The sequence below is a fragment of the Bradyrhizobium sp. 155 genome (assembly GCF_023101105.1).
In the GTDB taxonomy this organism is placed as follows: Bacteria; Pseudomonadota; Alphaproteobacteria; order Rhizobiales; family Xanthobacteraceae; genus Bradyrhizobium; species Bradyrhizobium canariense_D.
In genome coordinates this window covers 4,046,799-4,063,975 of record NZ_CP064704.1, presented here as the reverse complement: position 1 = coordinate 4,063,975, position 17,177 = coordinate 4,046,799, and the positions used below count along the sequence as shown (strand labels likewise).

The following is a 17,177-nucleotide window of genomic DNA, read 5'->3' as shown; positions in this document are numbered from 1 at the left end:
GGAGAACAGTAACGATTCATTCCGTATTCGTCACCGCGAAGCTCGCATGTTTGGCGTTAAACACTCTCGAAGATGTGTTGCAGTGCGACAAAATTTTCTTGGTTCCGTCACAATCGAGCCGCACCGCTCGGCTTGATGGACTGGGCTATTTTCTCGCTCGCACCGTTTGGGCAGCAATGGTTTGAGCTTGGGCGCGGACTTGGGTAAGGTTGCCCGGGGCCGTGCTTTGGGACGAAGTGGGGATTTCCCTAGTGTTGGCGTTGAGGGACCTGCAAAAGTCGCGGCGGATCTGTGGCGCGCTGCTGATGGCGACGCTCGCCCTGGGCGGCTGCTCGAGCCAGCTCGCGGATATGACGCCTTCCGATGCTCAAGCGCATCCCAGAGAGGCCGCTAGCTATCTGCCGGTGCACGATCTGCCGCCGGATCGCGATCAGGCCGTCATGCCGCCGGACCAACGCGCCAAGATCGAGGCCGAGCTTGCTGCCGCGCGCGACCGTCAGGCGGTTGCCACCAAGGACGCGAAATAGGGCGCCGCAAGGTAATCGCTGGCGCCTCCGCCTCGCCGTGCTAAAAGACCTTAGTTCAGCCGAGAGTCAGGGCGAACGACTTCAGTCAACGTCGTCGATGATTGCTCTAAGTATTTGATCTTGAGTAATTTTCGCGAGAGATGCGGGCGCCTTCCGCCTGGTCTTTATGGCCTGTCGATTCTGTCCTGACCGGTTGCCGGAGCCGAGAGAGCCATGGAAGAATTTTACCGCATCCGCCGCCTTCCGCCTTACGTGTTCGAACAGGTCAACCGGGCCAAGGCAGCCGCGCGGAACGCCGGCGCCGACATCATCGACCTCGGCATGGGCAATCCGGACCTGCCGGCGCCTGCGCACGTGCTGGAGAAGCTGAAGGAGACGCTGGGCAAGCCGCGCACCGACCGCTACTCGGCCTCCCGCGGCATCCCCGGGCTGCGCCGGGCCCAGGCCGGCTACTACGCCCGCCGCTTCGGCGTGAAGCTCAATCCCGACACCCAGGTGGTGGCGACGCTCGGCTCCAAGGAGGGCTTTGCCAACGTGGCGCAGGCGATCACCGCGCCCGGCGACGTCATCCTTTGTCCCAATCCGAGCTACCCGATTCACGCCTTCGGCTTCTTGATGGCGGGCGGCGTGATCCGTTCGGTGCCCTCGGAGCCGACGCCGCAATTCTTCGAGGCTGTCGAGCGGGCGATCGTGCATTCGATCCCGAAGCCGCTGGCGCTCGTGGTCTGCTATCCTTCGAACCCGACCGCCTATGTCGCGAGCCTCGACTTCTACAAGGACCTGGTCGCGTTCGCGAAGAAGCACGAGATCCTGATCCTGTCGGATCTCGCTTATGCCGAGGTTTATTTCGACGAAAGCAACCCGCCGCCCTCGGTGCTCCAGGTGCCGGGCGCGATGGACGTTGCCGTCGAGTTCACCTCGATGTCGAAGACCTATTCGATGGCTGGCTGGCGCATGGGCTTCGCGGTCGGCAACGAGCGCGTGATTGCGGCACTCGGCCGCGTCAAATCCTATCTCGACTACGGTGCGTTCACGCCGATCCAGGTCGCAGCGACCGCCGCGCTGAACGGACCGGACGATTGCATCAAGGAGATGCGCGACACCTACCGCAAGCGGCGCGACGCGCTGGTGGAATCGTTCGGCCGTGCCGGCTGGGAGATCCCGCCGCCGGAAGCATCGATGTTCGCCTGGGTGCCGCTGCCGGAAGCCTTCCGCAGCGTCGGCAGCATGCAGTTCGCGACCCTGATGGTGGAGAAATCCGGTGTCGCGGTCTCGCCCGGCGTCGGCTTCGGCGAGCATGGCGAAGGATATGTCCGCATCGCCATGGTGGAAAACGAGCAACGGATCAGGCAGGCCGCGCGTGGCGTGCGCCGCTTCCTTGAAAGCGGCATCGAAACGTTGCACAACGTCGTTCCGCTCGCCACTCGGCGTTAAGTTCTCTTCCGCAGGTTTTCCAAGGCATCATGGTTGCACCCCTGAAAGTGGGCATAGCGGGGCTCGGCACCGTGGGCGCCGAAGTTGTCCGTCTGATCGAAACGCAGGCGCGGGTGCTTGCCGGCCGCAGCGGCCGTGGCATCCGTGTCGTCGCCGTCACCGCACGCTCGAAGGCGAAGAAGCGCGGCGTCGATCTGCGCGGCATCGAATGGGTCAAGGATCCGCTTGCCCTCGCCACGCATCCGGGCATCGACTGCTTCGTCGAGCTGATGGGCGGCGCGGGCGATCCCGCGCTGGCGGCGGTCGAGGCCGCGCTCGCCGCCGGCAAGTCCGTCGTTACCGCCAACAAGGCGTTGCTGGCAAAGCACGGCCTCAAGCTGGCAAAGGCCGCCGAAAAGCACGGCGGCGCGCTGAATTTCGAAGCAGCCGTCGGCGCTGCGATCCCTGTCATCAAGACGTTACGCGAAGGTCTTGCCGGAACCGGCATCAACCGGGTCTACGGCATCCTCAACGGCACCTGCAATTACATCCTGACCCGGATGGAGCAGGAGGGCCTGTCCTTCGCCGAATGCCTGAAGGACGCGCAACGGCTCGGCTATGCCGAGGCCGATCCGTCATTCGACGTCGACGGCCACGATACCGCGCAAAAGCTCGCCATTCTCGCCAGCCTCGCTTTCGGCACGAAAGTTGCTCAAAGCGCGGTGTATGTCGAAGGTATCTCCTCCATCGCGCCGGAAGATCTCCGTGCCGCTGACGATCTCGGTTACCGGCTCAAGCTGCTCGGCGTCGCGGTTCGCACCGCCACGGGCATCGAGCAGCGCGTGCATCCGACCATGGTTCCGAAATCCTCCTCGATAGCGCAGGTGATGGGTGTCACCAACGCGGTCACGATCGATGGCGAGGGCATCCCGCCGATCACGCTGGTCGGCCCCGGTGCCGGTGGCGCCGCGACCGCATCCGCCGTCGTCGCCGACATCGCCGACGTTGCGCGCGGCATTCGCGCCAATCCGTTCGGCCGGCCGATTTCGCAGCTGCGCGACACCAAGAAGGCGCCGATGGAGCGCCACGAGGGCGGCTACTACATCCGCCTTCTGGCACGCGATTTCCCGGGCACCGCGGCTGCGATCGCGACCCGGCTCGCCGAGCAGAAGATTTCAATCGAGTCGATCGTGCAGCGCCATCCCAATGGCGGCGCTGCGCCGGCAGACGGCAAGGCGGTCCCGGTGCCTGTCATTCTCATCACCTATGCCACGCATGAGGACGCCGTGCGCCGTGCGCTCGCGGCCGTGCAGAAGGACAAGGTGATCAGCGGACGGCCGCAGGTTATCAGGATCGAGAAGAACTGACACGGTTCGAACGAACTGTGGGTGTTACGAGTTGATGCGGCGGAGATGTCCGTCCAAAACTGTTTCGAAGGAGTGAGCCGATGTCGACCCATATTTCAGTCCCGCCGCAAGCATTGCTCGAGCGCATTCTCACGCTGGAGATCGTGCGTGTGACGGAGCGGGCGGCGGTGTCTTCGGCGCGTCTGCGCGGGCACGGCAACGAGAAGGCGGCCGACCAGGCCGCGGTGGACGCGATGCGGCGCGAGCTCAACAAGCTCCCGATCGAGGGCACCATCGTCATCGGCGAGGGCGAACGCGACGAGGCGCCGATGCTCTTCATCGGCGAGAAGGTCGGCATGAACGCCGGCCCGCAGGTCGACATCGCGGTCGACCCGCTCGAAGGCACCACGCTGTGCGCCAAGAACATGCCGGGCTCGATCGCCACCATGGCGATGGCCGACGGCGGTACTCTGCTGCACGCCCCCGACGTCTACATGCAGAAGCTCGCGATCGGTCCCGGTTACGACAAGGGCGTCGTCGAGCTCGATGCGACACCGGCCGAAAACGTCCGCCGGCTCGCCAAGGCCAAGGGCGTCAAGCCCGACGGCATCACCGTTCTCGTGCTCGACCGGCCACGCCATGCCAGCATCATCGAGAGCGTGCGATCGACTGGCGCCGCCGTGCGCCTGATCACCGACGGCGACGTCGCCGGCGTGATCCACTGCGCCGACCCCGACAATACCGGCGTCGACATGTATCTCGGCACCGGCGGCGCGCCGGAAGGCGTGCTCGCGGCCGTGGCGCTGCGCTGCATCGGCGGCCAGATGCAGTGCCGTCTCATCCTCGACTCCGACGAGAAGCGCGAGCGCGCCGCCAAGATGGGCGTCAGCGATCCCAAGATGATCTACGGCATCGAGGACATGGCGCGCGGCGACTGCCTGTTCGCAGCCACCGGCGTCACCACGGGCTCGCTGCTGTCGGGCGTCAAATTCCGCAAGGACGGCGTGATCGAGACCGAGACGGTGGTGATGCGCTCCGTCACCGGCACCGTGCGCTACATCAAGGCCGAGCACCGCGAGCTGGCGAAATTCCACCTCGACTGACGACTGCCGTCATTCAGGACGGCGCGACAGCGTCGAGGCCGGAATCTCGTGCCAATAACCTCTGGATTCTGGGGCCGCTCTGACGAGAGTCCCCGAATGACGAACAACAAAAAGAGGAAGCGCACATGTCCGACCTCTCCGCCGTCAAAGCCCTGGTCTTCGACGTGTTCGGCACCGTCGTCGACTGGCGCACCAGCCTGATCACCGACTTCATCTGGTGGGCGAAGGGCCGCGGCATCAGCGCCGACTGGACCGCCTTGGTCGACGGCTGGCGCGGCATGTACATGGCTTCGATGGATGACGTGCGCAAACATCCCGAGCGCGGCTACGTCATGCTCGATGATCTGCATCGCCGCTCGCTCGAAAAACTGGTCGCGCAATTTTCGATTCCAGGCCTGACCGAGGCCGATCTCGATCACCTCACCAAGGGGTGGCACCGCTTGCACCCGTGGCCCGACAGCGTCGCCGGCCTGACCCGACTGAAGACGAAATTCGTGATCTCGCCGCTGTCGAACGGCAATGTCGCGCTGCTCACCAACATGGCGAAGTTCGCAGGGCTTCCCTGGGACCTCATCATGTCGGCCGAGCTGTTCGAGCACTACAAGCCCGATCCCGAAACCTATCTCGGCGCCGCGCGCCTGCTCGGCCTCAAGCCGGAGCAGGTGATGATGGTCGCGGCCCACAACGGCGATCTCGCCGCCGCGCAGAAGAACGGGCTGAAGACGGCCTTCGTGGCGCGGCCGACCGAATACGGTCCGCTTCAGAAGGTCGATTTCGAGGCCACCGGCAATTGGGACATCGTCGCCAAGGATTTTGGTGGGATCGCCGACAAGCTCGGGTGCTAGGGCGGCTGACGCTCATCCGAGGCGGACGAGGCCCGGAATGCTGAACATATGGGCCAAGGCTCAGCCTCGCAGGACGTTCCACGGGGCGAAGGCGTTGTTGACGCCCTCGAGCGCCGGTCCGAGTTGCGGCATATGCCGCAGCAGCACCGATTTCATTCCGTTGTTGTGGATCCAGTCCAGACCGAAGTTGGTGTAGACTTCCGCCCGGTAGTCATCGGTGAAGAACCGGTCGCTCTTCAGGCGCCGCGATGCCATCAGGATGAAAATGCGGAAGGCGGTATCGCTGAAGCCGAAACCGTCCGGCAGGTCTTCGGCCAATAATCCGACCATCAGATCAACGCGATCGACGTCGCCCTTGTAGATCGCGCGCATCTTCCTGGCGGCACCGGGGATGCTGGTGATTTCTTCGAATGTGTTGACCCGCTTCTTGCCGACCAGCTCGCGAAACCGGTTGTAGCGCGGCACGCCGCGCTCGCGATCACGCATGATGTCGATCGCGGCCACGTCGAGCAGCGGCTGGCCGTCTTTCGTGAACCGGCGCAGGAAGTTGGGAAAATTGTGGAGGCGAATGGCGCCGGGATGAGCGGTGCCGAACGAGTACAGCAGGTTCGCGAAGCCGTGAGTCTGCATGAACTTGCGGGAGGCGGGGCCCTGCATTTTGACCAAGTCGCTAGCGGTAATCTCTGTGCTATCGAGCCGCCGTACATCAAGGTTTTCCGGGATCAACGGGTGCAGGCGGTACACGGCGGTGAATTCCTCGGTCATCGCGTAGGGCGCGCTGTGCTGATCCGTCGGAGAGCCGATGATGCCAAAGGCGGCTTCGCTGTTCTTGCCGAGCACGGCGCGCAGCACCCGGCACGGGATCCCCGACCAGTTGGCGTGCATGCTGAAGTCCAGTGCGGGATGGCCGAGGATGCCTGGCGTCCAATCGACGGTGTGGATCTTGGCGATCAGGGCCGCGTTGATCAGGCGCGCATGCTGGAATAGCTCCTCGTCCTTCCAGGTCGGATACCGCGCCTTCAAGCCGTCGCAGATGACATTGTGCTCGCGTGCAAAGAGATTGTGCAGCAGGCTGAGCCCCACCCACCAATTGTCGTTGAAGCCGGTGAGATCGGCGCCGGGATGCACCGGATCGGCTGGAAGCATCCCATCATCGCCGACCGCGATCTTCCCATCTGCCCCGGAACGGATCTGCATCTGCCTTGCGCGGTCGCTGCCGTAGATTTGTCCGGCGTCCCACCAGTGCGAGTTGAGGTTGCGGAACGTGGGGGTCGCGCCGAGCCATGGTTCACGTGGCGTCCCGTCGCAAACGGTCCGACGGATCTTCATGCAGCCGTCGATCCGCTCATCCGCAGGCCATTCGTCGTTTGGCGTCAGCGGAATTTTGAACTCGTTTCCCGACTTAGGGGCCCCATGGCTGAACCAATTATGCGTTTCGAACTGGATCCAGGCGGCGGCCAGCAGATTGAGGCTGGTCGCCGGAATAAATTCGTGGCGCGCCAGCAATTCCTCCGAGATCACGCGCGGACTGGGTTCGAGCAGGTCGTCCAGGCTGTCCGGTACGCATTCGGACAGCGCGAAATTGCGTCCGAACCGGGCGCCAGCCATCCCCATGCGCGGATGGTCGAGGCTGTTGAACGAGCCGTCGGCGGAACGCCACCGGTCATTGCCCGTGTTCCAGCGAGGCGATGTCGTGCCGTAGCCGGTATGGTGCAGATTGCGCTCCCGCAGCCGGTCGCGGAACGCCGAGAGATTGGCGGCTCCGAGCAGGGTCGGCAGTTTGTCCCATGTGACAAAGAAGTTGACGGCCCGATAGATAACATCCGGGACCCATTGGAGCAGGTCGCGATGGAAGACAAAACCATCGTTCTCGCGGGACATTGACGCTCCCAAACGCAATTGAGCGAAATGAACTTAACTTGCAACTAGGAAGTAATGTTCGCCAACGCCGCCGGAGGCATCACGCAATTTGAAGTTCTTTACCGGCCAGTCGGACGGCGGTGATCGTTCGGATGGTCCGGGCGGCGCGTGCGTCGCCCGGACCAGGTCCGGCGATTACAAAGTCATCTGCATCGGTTCGGGATAATAGTGGAATCCTTCACCCGCCTTGGCGACATGGCCATAGCCCGGCCAGGCGAAGTGATAGGACATCACGGGCGTCTTGTTCGCAGCAAGCATGGTCAGCAGTTTTACGCGTGACTCGGCCGCCTGCTTCGGGTCCGTGTCGTAGGAGAATTCCATCCGCGGCCGCTCGAGCAGCAGGACGGGATGATGCGACAGGTCACCAAGGAAGGCGAAGGACTTGCCGGCCGACGAGACCATGAAGATGGTGTGGCCGACGGTATGACCGGGCGCTGCGATTGCCTGCACGCCAGGCAGAAATTCCTGGCCGTCCTTGAAGAACACGATGCGGTCGCGGACCGGCAGCAGGTTCTTGCGGGCGTGAACGACGAAATCCTTGGCCGCGCTGCCGAGCTTGCCTTCGTCGGTCCAGAAGTCGAAATCGGTCTGCGAGATGTAGATCTGCGCGTTGGGAAACAGCGGCTTTCCGCCGTCGTCCACGATGCCGCCGATGTGGTCGATATGGGCATGCGAGCAAACCACGGCGTCGATGTCGCCGGGCTTAATGCCGGCCTCGGTCATGCTCTTCTGCTGCCGACCGGTGGTGGCGCCGAACATCTTGGATGAGCCCATGCCGGTATCGAACAAGATGAGCTTGTCGCCGGTGTTGACGATCGGCGAGTTCTGCTCGAGCACGACATTGTCCGGCGACAGGAAATTGTCGACGAGCATCTTCTTCACCTCTTCCTTGGAAACACCGGTGAAGGTGCCCGAGGGATCGCCCAGGGGAAGCGGTCCGTCGGACACGACGGTGACTTCGGCGTCGCCGAGAACGAAGCGGTGCCAGTAGGGCGTCTGCGTGCCGAGCTTGGGAGCGCGCGCCAAGGCGCTGCCGCCGAGTATTGCGCTGGCACCAAGGCCAGCCCCGAGGGTCAACAAGGACCGACGTGAGACATCGATTGTCATGCGTTTCCTCCGCTTTTGTCTTTTGTTTTGCGCAATTGCTTGCGCGTTACATTCGGCCCGCGCCGATGGTCGAATGCTGCGCCGGTTCAGGCAGGCGAGCAAGTGGAATTGATTTGGCGATGATCTCGGTTCGTCGAAGTTGGATGCGCAATTCCGGCGCGCGACAAAAGACGTCCGTTGCCGACGAGCCTCGTCAGCACGATCCGTGCCAGTACGGCCAAAAGCAATCAATGATTGTGTCGTGATTGTGTCTGCTGGCCGCCCGATACGGCGTGACCGCAAGATTCTTTGTACGCCGCGACCTATGGCTCACGCAATTCTCGGCGCGAGCTCGCTCCCTTCCGTTTCGGCAAAGCCCGCCTGCAAAACCTCTTCGCGCTTGTGGCGCAAATGCGCTCGCAGGATATGGGCGAGGCCGACGCCGTCGCGCCTCTGCAGTGCGTTCAGGATGGCATCGTGCTCCTTCACGGCGACCGCCCAGCGTTCGGGCGTCATCGGCGTGACATAGCGCGCGCGGCGGATGCGCGCGGTCACGGACGTATACAGCCCCGCGAGCACCGGGTTTCCGGCCGCAACGACGATGGCTTCGTGAATGGCGCGGTTGCCGCGATAGTACTGGATCAGATCGCGTTCGCGATAATGCCGCACCATGTCCGCGTGCGCGGCAGCGATCGCGTCGATCTCGGCATCGGTGATGCGTTCGCAGGCGAGTTCGCCGGCGAGCGCCTCGAGGCCCTGGCAGACCTCGAACAGGTCGCGCATATCCTTGTCGGTCAGTTTTGCCGCACGCGAGCCGCGATGCGGCAGGAGTTGCACGAGACCTTCGGCGGCGAGCACCTTGAGCGCCTCGCGGAGCGGCGTGCGCGATATCTGCAGCCGCTCGCACAGTTCGCGCTCGGGAATCCGCGCGCCCGGCGGGATCTCGCCGTCGAGCAGGATGGCCCGGATGCGGCCGACGACTTCCTCATGAAGCATGGGTCTGAAGTCCATTTGAATGCAAAAATGGAGCTATATACGCATTAATGCAAGTTCCGGCTTGTAAATCGATCATTTTGCATTCAAAAATGTAGAAAAGCAGAAGGACATCGAGGAAATGGACCAGCAGGTGAAGGCGGAAGACCTCGTTTTCGAGCGCCAGGACGGGATCGGGCGGATCACCTTCAACCGCCCGCAGGCGCGCAACGCCTTCACTTTCGCGATGTATGAGCGGCTCGCCGCGATCTGCGAGGAGATCAACGACGATCACGCGATCAAGGTACTGGTGCTGCGCGGGGCCGGCGACAAGGCGTTTGCCGCGGGCACCGACATCAATCAGTTCCGCGATTTCAAGTCGCCGCAGGACGCGATCGACTACGAGAACCGCATCGATCGGGTGCTGACCACGCTCGAACAGTGCCGCGTGCCGACGATCGCGGCGATCAACGGGTTCTGCACCGGCGGCGGCGCGGGCATTGCCGCGGCATGTGACCTCCGCATCGGCACCCAAAGCGCGAAAATCGGCTTTCCCATTGCCCGCACGCTCGGCAACTGCCTGTCGATGTCCAATGTCAGTCGTCTCACCGCGCTGATCGGCGCCGCCCGCGTCAAGGATCTGATCTTCACGGCGCGGCTCGTCGACGCGACCGAGGCTGCCAGTGTCGGGCTGCTCGGCGAGGTCGTCGAGGATATCGCCGCGCTCGAAAGGCGCGCGGACGAGGTTGCCAAATTGCTCGCCAGCCACGCGCCGCTGACGCTGAATGCGACCAAGCAGGCCGTGGCGCGCCTGCAAAGGCGCCTGACGCCCGACGAGGGCGAAGACCTCATCCTGATGTGCTACACGAGCCAGGATTTTCGCGAAGGGCTCGATGCTTTCCTCACCAAGCGCGCGCCGCAATGGCGCGGCCAATAGGACGCCCCGATGCAAAGCGATCGCTCGCAATCAACCTCCGGCCGTTCGGGGCCGCTTGCCGGCCTCAAGGTCATCGATCTCACCCATGTCATGGCAGGGCCGACCTGCACCTTGATGCTGGCCGATATGGGCGCCGACGTCATCAAGATCGAGAAATCGCCGAACGGTGACGACACCCGCCATTCGGTGCCGCCGAAGATCGGCGACGAGGCGGCCTCCTTCCTGATGATGAACCGCAACAAGCGCGGCATCGTGCTGGATCTGAAGACCGATGGCGGCAAGCAGGTGTTGCGGCGGCTGATCGCGGGCGCCGACGTGCTGGTCGAGAATTTTGCGCCGGGCGCCATGGAGCGCCTCGGCTTCGGCTATGACGACCTGCACAAGCAGCATCCAACGCTGATCTATTGCTCGCTGTCTGGCTTCGGCCGCACCGGACCCTACAAGCATCGCCGCGGCTTCGATCTGGTCGCCCAGGCCATGAGCGGAATCATGAGCTTTACCGGCGAACGTCCCGATGGTCCGCCCGTGAAATGCGGCCCGCCGCTGTCCGACATCACCGCCGGCCTGCTGGCGAGCATGGGCATCCTCGCGGCCTACACGCACCGTCTCAAGACCGGCGAAGGGCAGTGGGTCGAGACCTCGCTCTATGAGGCCGCGCTGGTGCAGACCTACTGGCAGTCGACCATCGCGCTGGCCGCGGGCACCGCGCCGCGGGCCATGGGTTCGGCGCATCCGCTCAACGCGCCATATCAGGCGTTCGAGGCCTCGGACGGCTGGTTGGTGGTCGGCGGCGCCAACAAGAAGCATTGGCTGTTGATGCTGGAGGCGCTCGGCGCAAGCGAGCTCGCAGCCGATCCACGCTTCGTCACCGGCGCCGACCGCATGGCCAATTTGAAGGAGCTCGAAGCTGTTCTGAGCGAGCGCTTCCGCACCCGCACGCGCGCGCACTGGCTGGCGGCACTGGACGAGAAGGGCGTGCCGTGCGGCCCCGTGCACGACATGCTGGAGGCGCTCAGCGATCCGCAGACGCTGGCGCGCGAGATGGTTGTCGAGGTCGAGCATTCCACGCTCGGGCCCGTGAAGACGATCGGCTTGCCGGTCAAGTTTTCGGAGACCCCAGGCAAAGTGCGCACGGGCGCGCCGGTCTACGGTGAGCATACAAGCGAGGTGCTGGCCGAGCATGGGTTCGACCGGAAGCAGATCGACGCGCTCGAACAAGAAGGCGCAATCGTGTTGGCATCGGGAAGAGGCGAGGAACGGGTCGCCTGACCGGACGTCGAAAACAACAAGAACAAGAGACAAAAATAAGCTGGAGGACATCATGGGTCAGACATCAAAACTTCTGCTCTCCGCAGCCGTAATTGTGCTCGCCGGCACGACGCCGGCGCTCTCGGCCTGGCAGCCGCAAAAGCCGATCGAGTTCGTGGCGACCGCCGGGCCCGGCGGCGGCACGGACAATCTCGCGCGCGCCGTGCAGAACATCATCACCAAGCACAAGCTGGTGGAGCAGCCGATCGTCGTCGTCAACAAGGGCGGCGGCAGCGGCGCGGAAGGCTATGTCTACGGCAAGGCGTCCGCCGGCGATCCCTACAAGGTGATCTTCGGCACGTCGAATGCCTGGCAGCAGCCGCTCGTCTCCAAGGTCGCTTTCAACTACACCGATCTCACCCCGATCGCGGCGATGGCGCAGGACGAGTTCCTGCTCTGGGTCAAGCAGGACGCGCCCTACAAGACGGCGGGCGATTATCTGAAGGCGGCCGCATCAGGCGAGTTCAAGATGGGCGGCGCGCAGTCAAAGGATACCGACGAGGTGCTGACCCGCATGATCGAGAAGGCCGGCCACATCAAGCTGACCTATATTCCCTTCAAGAGCGGCGCCGAGACGGCCGTGCAACTCGCCGGCGGACACCTCGACTCTCACGTCAACAATCCCAGCGAGAGTCTCGGGCAATGGCGTGGCGCCACCCAGCGCCCGCTTTGCGTCTTCAGCCCGAAGCGGCTGCCGCAGGGCGCCAAGGTCACCGCGACCGAAGGCTGGGGTGATGTTCCGACCTGCGTCGAGCAGGGCCTCGACATCAAGCAGTATGAGCAGCCGCGCACAGTGTGGCTCCCCGGCAAGGTCACGCCGGACCAGGCCGCGTTCTATGTTGACCTGATGAAGAAGGTGCAGGCGACGCCGGACTGGAAGGACTACATCGAGAAAACCTCCCAGGTCGACACGTTCCTGACCGGTGCCGAGTTCGACAAGTTCATCAAGGAGGATCTCGAGCGCGTCAGGCTGGTTGCGAGCGAGCAGGGTTGGTTGGTCAAGTGAGGCGGCGCACGCCTCAAACCCCTCCGCCGGAACGACAGCGAACGCTGGGAAAACACGTGCGCCATAATCGGACACTGTACGTGGCCTGACCGGAGCCCTCGATGATATCGCGCCGCGCTCTCGAACTTGCGACAGCCGTTCTCACCGGAAGCTTCGGTGTGGCGGTCGTCATTTCCAGCCTCGATAACGGCATCGGCTGGTCGAGCGCGGGCGTGGACGCCGGGACGTTTCCGTTCCTGACCGGGATCATCATCGTGCTCGGGAGCCTCTACAACCTGTTTCGAGGTGTCATGCCGGCCGCGACGCTCGCCAGCGTCCCAATTGCCATCACATCGATCGAGCTGCGCCGGCTTGCCGGCCTGTTCGTGCCGGCCGCGATTTTCGTGCCTGCGATCCCGTTGGCCGGGATGTACGTCGCCTCGGCCCTGTACATCTTCGCGGTGCTGGCGATCCCCCGACAACAATCCGTGCCGCGCGCGCTTGGCATGGCGGCGGCGACAGCGCTTGCGCTCTACGTCGTGTTCGAGCGCATGTTCCAGGTGAGCTTGCCGCACGGCGCGCTCGCCGCGGCGTTCGGCTTCTGAGGGAGAGGCCGATGGACAATCTCGGAGAACTCCTTCACGGCTTCAGCATCGCGATCACGCTGCCGCATCTGGCGCTGATGGTGATCGGCGTGCTGCTCGGCATTCTCGTCGGCGTGCTGCCTGGGCTGGGTGCTCCGAACGGGGTGTCGCTGCTGCTGCCGCTGACCTTCGGCATGCAGCCGGTCTCTGCCATCATCCTGCTCTCCAGCATGTATTGGGGCGCGTTGTTCGGGGGATCCGTGACCTCGATCCTGTTCAACATCCCGGGCGAGCCGTCGTCTGTCGCCACCACCTTCGACGGCTACCCGATGGCGCGCGATGGACGGCCGACGACGGCGCTCGCCACCGCCTTCGGCTCGGCGGCATTCGGCGCGCTGATCGGCGTCATCCTGATCACCTTCCTCGCATCATGGGTGGCGCAAGTCGCACTCGCCTTCGGGCCGGCGGAATATTTTGCGGTCTATTTTCTTGCCTTCGCCAGCTTCGTCGGCATGGGCGGGGCTGCTCCGATCAAGACTGTCGTCGCGCTGGCGATCGGCTTTGCCATCGCCGCCATCGGCATCGACACCGTCTCCGGCAGCGTGCGCCTCACCATGGGCGTCGACGAGCTGGTCAAGGGCGTCAACTTCGTCGTCGCGGTGATGGGCCTGTTCGGCATAGGCGAGCTGCTCGTGGCCGTCGAAGAGGAGTTTCATGCCCGCGCGGTCTCGTCGAAGATAGAGTGGCGCGAGGTGTTTCGCGCGATCGGTCGCCTGCCGCGGCATAGCGTTGCGCTGTTGCGCAGCGCGGCGATCGGATGCTGGATGGGGATCACGCCCGGTGGCCCGACTGCGGCGTCGTTCATGAGCTACGGCATCGCCCGGCGCTTCTCGCGCCGTGGCCGATATTTCGGCACCGGGGAGCTTGAAGGCATCATCTCGCCGGAGACGGCCGATCATGCGGCTGGCACTAGCGCGCTTCTGCCCATGCTCTCGCTCGGCATTCCCGGCTCGGCCACTGCGGCCGTCATGATGGGCGGGCTGATGATCTGGGGCCTCAATCCCGGGCCGATGCTGTTCGTCGACCAGAAGGACTTTGTCTGGGGCCTGATTGCCTCGATGTATGTCGGCAACATCGTCGCCGTCGCACTCGTGCTGCTGACCGTTCCGGTCTTCGCGGCCCTGATGCGGATTCCCTTCGTGATCATCGCGCCGCTGATCGTGATCATCTGCGTCGTCGGCGCCTATTCGGTATCGAACTCCTATCTCGATGTCGTCATGATGCTCGGCTTCGGCATCGTCGGCTATCTCTTCAAGAAGCTGTTCTATCCGCTGGCGCCGCTCGTGCTCGCGATCGTCATCGGGGATAAGGCCGAGGACGCGTTCCGGCAGTCGATGCTGATGTCCAAGGGATCGCTCGGGATCTTCTTCGCCAACAAGCTGGTGACATGCCTGATCGTGGCCGGCATCGCACTTTTGCTGCTTCCGCTCGTGCTGCAGCTTGCGCGCCTGCTGCGCAAGCCTGCGCCGTCCACCGACGAGACGACAGCCCAAGAGAGAACGCAAGAGAGAGCTCAAGAGACCGCTCGGGAGAAAGTGATCATATGACCGCAAAGCCGCTCATTGCATTGGCAATGGGAGATCCCGCCGGCATCAGCCCGGAATTGACCGCAAAGCTCGTGGTGCAGGACGATATCCGCGCCAGCAGCCAGATTGTCGTGATCGGCGACCGCCGCATCTTCGACGCGGGCGCGCGCGTTGCCGGCGTCGAGCCGGAGCTGACAACAGTGGAGCAGGGAGCCGATCTGCGCGCGGCGGAGGGCGAGACTCTGTTCGTCGATCTCGGCCATCCCGATCCCGGCGACATCCAGCAGGGGATCGCGAGCCTTGCCGGCGGCAGGTTCGCGCTTGCCAACTACAAGCATGCGCTCGAGCTCGGCCGCGACGGCCGGGTCGATGCCGTCTGCTTTACGCCGTTCAACAAGCAGGCGATGCGGCTGGCCCGCGCAGAGTATGACGACGAGATCGCATTCTCCGCCGAAGTGGTCGGACTCAAAACCCCCGCAAGCGAGTTCAATGTGCTGGACCGGCTGTGGAACGCCCGCGTGACGTCCCACATCCCGCTCAAGGACGTCGCCGCGCGACTGTCCGGCGAACGCATCCATCGCGCGCTGAAGCTGACCGATGCCTGCATGCGCAACGCCGGCTTTGCGCGGCCGCGCATCGCGGTGGCCGGGCTCAATCCGCACGCCGGTGACGGCGGCAATTTCGGCCGCGAAGAGATCGACATCATTGCGCCCGTGGTCGCCGCCGGCCAGCGCGATGGTATTGCCGCGGAAGGGCCATTTCCCGCTGACACCGTATTCCTGCGCGCCAAGGGCGGCGCCTTCGATGCGGTGCTGACGATGTATCACGACCAGGGCCAGATCGCGATGAAGCTGATGGGTTTTGATCGTGGCGTGACTTTGCTTGGCGGCTTCCCGTTCCCGATCTGCACGCCCGCGCACGGCACCGCGTACGACATTGCCGGGCAGGGCATTGCATCAATCGGGGCCAGCCGCGCCGCGCTGGTGCTAGCCGGAGAGATGGCGGCTCGTCGCGTCGCCTGATTTCTCCGAGGGCGCCTGCTTGTGCCCGCGGTGGCCGTGCGCAGCTTCGGGCCCCACCGGGAAAAAGTGGAAACTTCCGCCGTCGTAACGAGTTGCTGTCCCATGAACGTCTCCATCTCGGAGTTGGAACATGGTAGACGACGACCCGCTGCGAACGGCGGTGGATATTGCTTGGTCCGTTTACCGCGCCCGGCATCGCCACGTCGATGCCGCAGATTGCCGTCGCTGCCTGCTCGAGCGTCATCTGCAAGGGAGATGGGAAGCGCGCGGGAGCGATGCCGAAGAACTCACGGGATTCGGGATTGCCTACCTCGATCGGCTTCCCGAGGACGAATGTTAAGGCTCGTGGAAGGGCTCGTCTGCCGGGTCGCGGCCGCAAGTGCCAGGCCGAATTGGACGCTGCTCGCGATTTCGAACCTTCTGTCCGCCGCGATCGTGCTGATCGTGCGTGCGGCGGCTTGACGGTAGCCTGCCATGCGCATCGCTCAGCTTGCTCCCCTGGCCGAAAGCGTCCCTCCGAAGCTCTACGGGGGCACCGAGCGGGTGGTGGCCTGGCTGGTGGATGGGCTGGTCGAGCTCGGCCACGAAGTCACGCTGTTTGCGAGCGGCGATTCCAGGACGAATGGTGCGCTTCATCCGGTCTGGCCCCGCGCGCTGCGGCTCGGACAGAAGGGGGCGGACCCGACCGCCGCAAGCGCGATGCTGATGGAGGCAATCGCAAGGCGTGCGAAAGAATTCGACGTAATCCACGCGCATGTCGACTGGCTGTCCCTGCCGTTGCTCAGTCGTCTCGGCGTGCCGTTCCTCACGACCATGCACGGTCGCCTCGACTTGCCTGGGCTACCCGACGTCGTCAGGCACTTCCCTGAAGCATGCTTCGTGTCGATTTCCGATCATCAGCGGCTGCCGCTTCCGGATGCGAAATGGATCGGAACCATCCAGCACGGGCTGCCGCCCGATCTGTTTCGGCCGTCCTACGAACCGGGGTCCTATTTGGCGTTTCTCGGGCGGCTCACCGCAGACAAGGGTCCGCAGGACGCCATCCGTATCGCGCGCGCAGTCCAGATGCCCCTCCATATCGCCGCGAAGGTCCCGCGCGCCGAGACGGCCTACTTCAGGAACCACATCGAGCCGAACGTCGACGGCAAGGATATCCGGCTTGTTGGGGAAGTCGATGACGCGAAGAAACAGCCCTTCCTTGCCGAAGCCGCTGCTCTGCTGTTTCCGATCGATTGGCCGGAGCCGTTTGGGCTGGTCATGATCGAAGCGATGGCATGCGGAACGCCCGTGATCGCCTATCGCTCCGGCTCCGTCCCCGAAGTCATCGAACATGGATTGACCGGCTTCATCGTCGAGAACGAGGAGCAGGCCGTCAAGGCGATCGGCGAACTGGGAAAACTGGATCGAAGGAAGGTGCGCGCCCGCTTCGAGGAGCGCTTCTCTGCGAGCCGAATGGCGAGGCATTACGAACACCAATACCGCAGGCTCGCTGGCGCCGCGGCTCGGGAGTTGATCACTGAACCGTCGGAAACGTGAAAGGAGC

The 17,177-nt window shown here is 64.0% G+C and carries 17 protein-coding genes; 14 read left to right on the top strand and 3 right to left on the bottom strand.

Annotated features, from left to right (window positions below):
• The first annotated feature begins 251 nt into the window (after positions 1-251).
• The 5 genes from IVA93_RS19875 (at position 252) to IVA93_RS19855 (ending at position 5,234) form a co-directional block, all read left to right on the top strand.
• Positions 252-527: a hypothetical protein gene (locus IVA93_RS19875; protein WP_247368526.1), complete on the top strand. Its 276-nt coding sequence runs from the start codon at positions 252-254 to the stop codon at positions 525-527.
• Between the two features lie 213 nt (positions 528-740).
• Positions 741-1,961: an LL-diaminopimelate aminotransferase gene (locus IVA93_RS19870; RefSeq protein ID WP_018454429.1), complete on the top strand. Its 1,221-nt coding sequence runs from the start codon at positions 741-743 to the stop codon at positions 1,959-1,961.
• Between the two features lie 29 nt (positions 1,962-1,990).
• Positions 1,991-3,307, top strand: a complete 1,317-nt coding sequence (locus tag IVA93_RS19865) for a homoserine dehydrogenase (protein WP_085353485.1) — start codon at positions 1,991-1,993, stop codon at positions 3,305-3,307.
• 80 nt (positions 3,308-3,387) lie between these two features.
• Positions 3,388-4,389: a class II fructose-bisphosphatase gene (gene glpX, locus IVA93_RS19860; protein WP_018454427.1), complete on the top strand. Its 1,002-nt coding sequence runs from the start codon at positions 3,388-3,390 to the stop codon at positions 4,387-4,389.
• A 125-nt stretch (positions 4,390-4,514) separates the two neighbouring features.
• A complete protein-coding gene (locus tag IVA93_RS19855; protein ID WP_247368519.1) occupies positions 4,515-5,234 on the top strand; it encodes a haloacid dehalogenase type II in 720 nt (239 codons plus the stop codon).
• 60 nt (positions 5,235-5,294) lie between these two features.
• On the opposite strand, the gene IVA93_RS19850 is transcribed toward IVA93_RS19855, so the two are convergent.
• The 3 genes from IVA93_RS19850 to IVA93_RS19840 all read right to left on the bottom strand — a co-directional run bounded on the left by IVA93_RS19850 (position 5,295) and on the right by IVA93_RS19840 (position 9,236).
• A complete protein-coding gene (locus IVA93_RS19850; protein ID WP_247789211.1) occupies positions 5,295-7,115 on the bottom strand; it encodes a peroxidase family protein in 1,821 nt (606 codons plus the stop codon).
• Between the two features lie 174 nt (positions 7,116-7,289).
• The gene (locus IVA93_RS19845) at positions 7,290-8,261 is read right to left on the bottom strand and encodes an MBL fold metallo-hydrolase (protein ID WP_247368512.1); all 972 of its coding nucleotides are present in this window, start codon (positions 8,259-8,261) and stop codon (positions 7,290-7,292) included.
• Positions 8,262-8,570: 309 nt separating this feature from the next.
• On the bottom strand, positions 8,571-9,236 hold the full coding sequence (locus IVA93_RS19840; RefSeq protein ID WP_018454423.1) for a GntR family transcriptional regulator: 666 nt from the start codon (positions 9,234-9,236) through the stop codon (positions 8,571-8,573).
• 118 nt (positions 9,237-9,354) lie between these two features.
• On the opposite strand from IVA93_RS19840, the gene IVA93_RS19835 reads away from it, so the two are divergent.
• The 9 genes from IVA93_RS19835 to IVA93_RS19800 all read left to right on the top strand — a co-directional run bounded on the left by IVA93_RS19835 (position 9,355) and on the right by IVA93_RS19800 (position 17,170).
• Positions 9,355-10,149, top strand: a complete 795-nt coding sequence (locus IVA93_RS19835; RefSeq protein ID WP_018454422.1) for an enoyl-CoA hydratase/isomerase family protein — start codon at positions 9,355-9,357, stop codon at positions 10,147-10,149.
• A 9-nt stretch (positions 10,150-10,158) separates the two neighbouring features.
• Positions 10,159-11,418: a CaiB/BaiF CoA transferase family protein gene (locus IVA93_RS19830; protein WP_204511108.1), complete on the top strand. Its 1,260-nt coding sequence runs from the start codon at positions 10,159-10,161 to the stop codon at positions 11,416-11,418.
• Between the two features lie 52 nt (positions 11,419-11,470).
• Positions 11,471-12,463 carry a Bug family tripartite tricarboxylate transporter substrate binding protein gene (locus tag IVA93_RS19825; RefSeq protein WP_026232729.1) on the top strand — a complete coding sequence of 331 codons (993 nt, stop codon included), beginning with the start codon at positions 11,471-11,473 and terminating at the stop codon, positions 12,461-12,463.
• Positions 12,464-12,564: 101 nt separating this feature from the next.
• Complete coding sequence (locus tag IVA93_RS19820; protein WP_247541561.1) at positions 12,565-13,047, top strand: tripartite tricarboxylate transporter TctB family protein; 483 nt, start codon at positions 12,565-12,567, stop codon at positions 13,045-13,047.
• A gap of 11 nt (positions 13,048-13,058) precedes the next feature.
• Positions 13,059-14,633, top strand: coding sequence for a tripartite tricarboxylate transporter permease (locus IVA93_RS19815; RefSeq protein ID WP_204511111.1), 1,575 nt, complete (start codon positions 13,059-13,061; stop codon positions 14,631-14,633).
• Complete coding sequence (locus IVA93_RS19810; RefSeq protein ID WP_247541562.1) at positions 14,630-15,634, top strand: 4-hydroxythreonine-4-phosphate dehydrogenase PdxA; 1,005 nt, start codon at positions 14,630-14,632, stop codon at positions 15,632-15,634. The genes IVA93_RS19815 and IVA93_RS19810 overlap by 4 nt, the downstream gene beginning before the upstream one ends.
• A gap of 130 nt (positions 15,635-15,764) precedes the next feature.
• Positions 15,765-15,974 (top strand): hypothetical protein, encoded by a 210-nt coding sequence (locus IVA93_RS19805; protein WP_083926364.1) that lies wholly within the window; start codon positions 15,765-15,767, stop codon positions 15,972-15,974.
• Positions 15,968-16,096 carry a hypothetical protein gene (locus IVA93_RS40790; protein ID WP_018454416.1) on the top strand — a complete coding sequence of 43 codons (129 nt, stop codon included), beginning with the start codon at positions 15,968-15,970 and terminating at the stop codon, positions 16,094-16,096. The genes IVA93_RS19805 and IVA93_RS40790 overlap by 7 nt, the downstream gene beginning before the upstream one ends.
• 12 nt (positions 16,097-16,108) lie before the next feature.
• On the top strand, positions 16,109-17,170 hold the full coding sequence (locus IVA93_RS19800) for a glycosyltransferase family 4 protein (protein WP_247789210.1): 1,062 nt from the start codon (positions 16,109-16,111) through the stop codon (positions 17,168-17,170).
• Positions 17,171-17,177 lie beyond the last annotated feature (7 nt).